We start from the raw sequence: 3,757 nt of genomic DNA, 5'->3' as shown, positions 1-3,757 counted from the left end.
CGGACACCAGAAAAGCTACCGGGTTGCTCCGCTGGTGGGGGGATCTCTACAATGAAAGCCATCTTTATTTCGCCCTTCTCACCGTGGTGCTGATTCCCGTTATCGGAGTCATTTTCGGCACGCTGGCCGATCTGATCATGAGCCATATCGGGATCGATTTGAAGTCCCGGGAACTGGCGGAACATTAATCGTCTTTCCCAAAAAAGCCGAAGGAGGCCGATTCATGGATTGGTTATACGTTCTCATGCCCATTGCCGGAGTCAAGATTTTCTGGCCCGGCCTGATCATTCTTGGGATCGGGGTTGGCGTCATCGGCGGTTTCTTCGGCATGGGAGGCGCCTGGATGGTGACGCCGGGACTCAACATCTTGGGTTTTCCCATGGCCTTTGCCATCGGCACCGACATTGCCCATATGGCGGGAAAGTCGCTCATCGCCACCATGCGCCACGGTAGATTCGGCAATGTGGATTATCGATTGGGTCTGATCATGCTGGTCGGCACCGTTGTCGGGTTCGAAGTGGGCGCCCAGATGGTCATGTGGCTGGAGCGGCTGGGGAGTGTGGAAAAGTTTGTCCGCTATCTCTACCTGTTTCTGCTGGCATTCATCGCCTGGATGGTGTTCTCCGATGTGGCCAAACACAAAAGCAAGGAAAGAGCAGCCAAGGCAGCGGGACAAGAGGTCGACAAGCTGGCGACCGGCATCGAATGGCACAAAACCTTTCACCGCATCAAGATACCACCGATGGTTCACTTCAAGGAGGCGGGGGTTTATTGTTCGGCCTGGCTCCCGATCTTCGTCAGTTTCCTTACCGGCCTGCTGGCCGGGGTACTCGGCATCGGTGGAGGTTTGATCCGCATGCCGGCCCTGATTTATTTCATCGGCTGTCCAACTCATGTGGCGGTCGGCACCGATCTTTTTGAAGTCATGATCTCCGGTCTCTATGGCGCGGGGACCTATACCTACAAAGGCCGTACCGAGCTGGTGGCGGCCATCATCATGCTGGTGGGTGCGTCCATGGGCGCCCAGATCGGGACGGTGGCCACCAAATACATCAAGGGATACGGGATTCGCATCGCTTTTGGCCTGGCCGTGGTCGGTTGCGCGCTGTCCATCATCCTGAAGCTGCTGGGTAAGGCCTATCCGGTGTGGAGCGCTTTCTTCGACAACAGCTCAACGGCCCTGATCCTGGGTTTGGTGAGCGTCATGTCGATCTATATCACTGTGAAAATGGTAGAGGGGGCAAAGAAGGAAATTGCCGCCAAGAAGACAAGGTCCGCTGCATAATGGGATACCAACGGCGGTGTGAGCGATCCTGAAATAGAAAGAAAGGGAGACAGGCGATGCCAAAGAAAGTCAACCGGTCGATGAGTGCGCTGGCCGTTTTCCTCCTGGTTGCCGTGCTTGCGGGCTGTCAGAAAATGGGCAAGGTGGACCAGGGAAGAGTGATTGAATTCAACAAGGAAAAAGGCACCGTGACGATGATCAGGGATGCGAGCCCCAATCCGGATACGCCGGATTACAGCCACTTGCCGCCGGTCACCTATCAGGTGCCGACAAATCCGGATGAAATGGGGGCGGACCCCAAGCCCGGGAAACGGATGAAACTGGATGCCATCCATCGGGAAATCGTGATATACGTTCCGGCGCTGAATAATTTTGCAAAGATCAATTACACCCTGGTGGATCAGAAGGAAAATGTGGGTCCCGATGACCCCCTGGTTTTGGACAACGTCACCAGGAAACCGAAGACGTTTCCCGTGGTGGATCCGCACCGCAGGACGATTACCATCTACTCCAAGCGTCAGAAAACCGTGACCACATTCTCCGTGCCCGACGAGTACTTTGCCATGCCGGTCGACACCTGGGATAGCGGCGACGATATCCGCATCTATTATAAGGAGGAGGGCAAGGCGAGGCGATTGATGAATGTGAGCAAAACGGATATTTTCAAGAAGTAGAGCATCGCCGGAGCAAGGGGGAATAAGGGGGATCGATTCAGATGAATTTGCGCCAGAAGATTGCGGTGGTGGTGGCGGACGTCCTGGTGCTGGTCGAACTTTGTATCAGCATCTATTTCGCCAACCTGGATGCGGATAATTTCACTCCCGTTTTCCTCAAGGCATTCATGGGCATGCTCATTCCCACATTGATTGCTGCCAAACTGGTCATCAGGAGGGTCCGCTCCGGGGAGCCTGAAGCGCAACAAACATGAATTTGGCCCAGGCCACCCCGTGGAGAAATCGGCTCGCCACGCTGGGGACGATCGCTTCGATTCTTTTCCTTGTTGCGGTGATTGACGACGTGAGCGCCCGCTTCGGGCAGCCTGCCAATTTGATGCGAGTGCTTCCCGGAGCCTCCGTGGAAATCGACGGTCCGCTGGAGGAAGAAGTGAAGCGCATGGAAGACCTGACCTATGCGGCCACTTCCGATCTCCTCCGACTCACCTTCCGTTCCACACACCCCGGGTTCTGGTTTGGAGGATTCAGGTGGAATGGAATTCTCGCCGTGAGTGCGGAAATCGCGCCGGGTGAGTACAGTCTGACGGTCCGTTCCATGGGAAAAGCAGCCCGGAAGCCCTCTTCCACCTTTCAGATCCGTGTCTATCCGGATGCGGACAGTTATCGCCGAAGTTCCCGATCGCTGATCATGCGTCATCTGGGCCCTCACCCCTGGTGGATCGTCGCTATTTGCCTTCCGCTGATCGGTTTTGCCTTTACCGGTGTCTTCGTGCTTTCGCGGCGCATCGAAGAACTCATGGCACAGAGTGGCAAGGCAGTGGTGTACCGGGTTAGGGAAACCCCGGAAGGAGTTGAAATCTACTTTGGTCTGGGACGCAAGCAGGGCATCCAGGCCGGTATGCAGCTGATGCTGCTGACCGAGGCCGGACAGCCGGTGGGGACGGTGGAAGTTCGTGAAGCAACCGATACCGGCGCGCTGGCCGTCGCTCCGCCGGAACATGCCGTCAGGCCGGGGTACATTGTTTCAAATCAGTCGTAATCGTAATTGCCCTCCAGGAAGTTCTTCGCCACCGTTTCCACAGTGGCTTCGCTTCGCATCAGCATATCCATCTGCCGGGTGAACTGCAGCAACCGTCCGAGACCATCCAGTTTTTCTTCAATCACGGATTGCTCGTATTTCTGAAAGCGGGCGTCCACCCGGTCCCCCTCGACATTCACGGAAAAATCCAGCGCCATGAGAATGATGGCGATGCTTCGGGCACGCCGGTTTCTGCGCACATCGTCGGCAGCGCCCCCCTTATAGGAAAAAGTGATGTAGTTTTTGTTGATCGTCTGGCCGCAGTAGCAATCCAGAACGCTGTAGTGATAGCCCACCCGCGAGCTGAAATTGAGATATTTGTCCGCGATGATGGCATAGCTCCGATCACCGAATCGTTCGTTGGCATTGGGATTGACCAATATCTGTTCGCGCATGACCGAGAAAAAACCGCCGAATTCAACGGGGCGCGGCTTCTGGAAGCGCAGCTTGTCGTGGAGCATACCCTTGAGGAGAGCTTTGAAGGGGAGCGACGTAATCTTATCCACCTTGACCTTTTTTGCATTCGCGGAAACGTCGCTCAAACCGCCTCCCAGATCAATAATGAAAAGGTCCAGAGGAATGGGAGCGTCCAGCTTGAGCGAACCGGCCCCTCTGTCGGAAACGATCTCGCTGATCTGGAACATCTCCAGATAAGAAAACTCGTGGATGAGACGCATGATGTCGTGCAGCGTCCGGCATTGCTCCGGTGTAAAACCGGGA

At 55.6% G+C, this 3,757-nt stretch carries 6 protein-coding genes; 5 read left to right on the top strand and 1 reads right to left on the bottom strand.

Annotated features, from left to right (window positions below):
• From WC859_10745 to WC859_10725, 5 genes are all read left to right on the top strand, one after another.
• The coding region (locus tag WC859_10745; protein MFA5976624.1) for a DVU0150 family protein at nt 1–188 on the top strand (188 nt) is incomplete at its 5' end.
• Between the two features lie 35 nt (nt 189–223).
• Complete coding sequence (locus WC859_10740) at nt 224–1,285, top strand: sulfite exporter TauE/SafE family protein (protein MFA5976623.1); 1,062 nt, start codon at nt 224–226, stop codon at nt 1,283–1,285.
• A gap of 56 nt (nt 1,286–1,341) precedes the next feature.
• Nucleotides 1,342–1,959: a DUF4881 domain-containing protein gene (locus tag WC859_10735; GenBank protein MFA5976622.1), complete on the top strand. Its 618-nt coding sequence runs from the start codon at nt 1,342–1,344 to the stop codon at nt 1,957–1,959.
• Nucleotides 1,960–2,000: 41 nt separating this feature from the next.
• Nucleotides 2,001–2,213 (top strand): hypothetical protein, encoded by a 213-nt coding sequence (locus WC859_10730; protein MFA5976621.1) that lies wholly within the window; start codon nt 2,001–2,003, stop codon nt 2,211–2,213.
• Nucleotides 2,210–2,998, top strand: coding sequence for a hypothetical protein (locus WC859_10725; GenBank protein MFA5976620.1), 789 nt, complete (start codon nt 2,210–2,212; stop codon nt 2,996–2,998). The genes WC859_10730 and WC859_10725 overlap by 4 nt, the downstream gene beginning before the upstream one ends.
• Here the strand turns inward: WC859_10725 and WC859_10720 are convergent.
• On the bottom strand, nt 2,989–3,757 hold a 769-nt coding region (locus WC859_10720), incomplete at its 5' end, for a phosphoenolpyruvate synthase (GenBank protein MFA5976619.1). The genes WC859_10725 and WC859_10720 overlap by 10 nt on opposite strands.

The sequence above is a fragment of the Elusimicrobiota bacterium genome (assembly GCA_041660185.1).
Taxonomy (GTDB): domain Bacteria; phylum Elusimicrobiota; class Elusimicrobia; order 2-01-FULL-59-12; family 2-01-FULL-59-12; genus JBAZWU01.
Note: the sequence above shows the minus strand (reverse complement) of the source record. Positions and strands in the feature narration are given on the sequence as shown.

Bases quoted from the DNA above. Each gene is read 5' to 3' on its own strand.
- WC859_10740 (MFA5976623.1), top strand. From the start codon at position 224: ATGGATTGGTTATACGTTCTCATGCCCATTGCCGGAGTCAAGATTTTC.
- WC859_10735 (MFA5976622.1), top strand. From the start codon at position 1,342: ATGCCAAAGAAAGTCAACCGGTCGATGAGTGCGCTGGCCGTTTTCCTC.
- WC859_10730 (MFA5976621.1), top strand. From the start codon at position 2,001: ATGAATTTGCGCCAGAAGATTGCGGTGGTGGTGGCGGACGTCCTGGTG.
- WC859_10725 (MFA5976620.1), top strand. From the start codon at position 2,210: ATGAATTTGGCCCAGGCCACCCCGTGGAGAAATCGGCTCGCCACGCTG.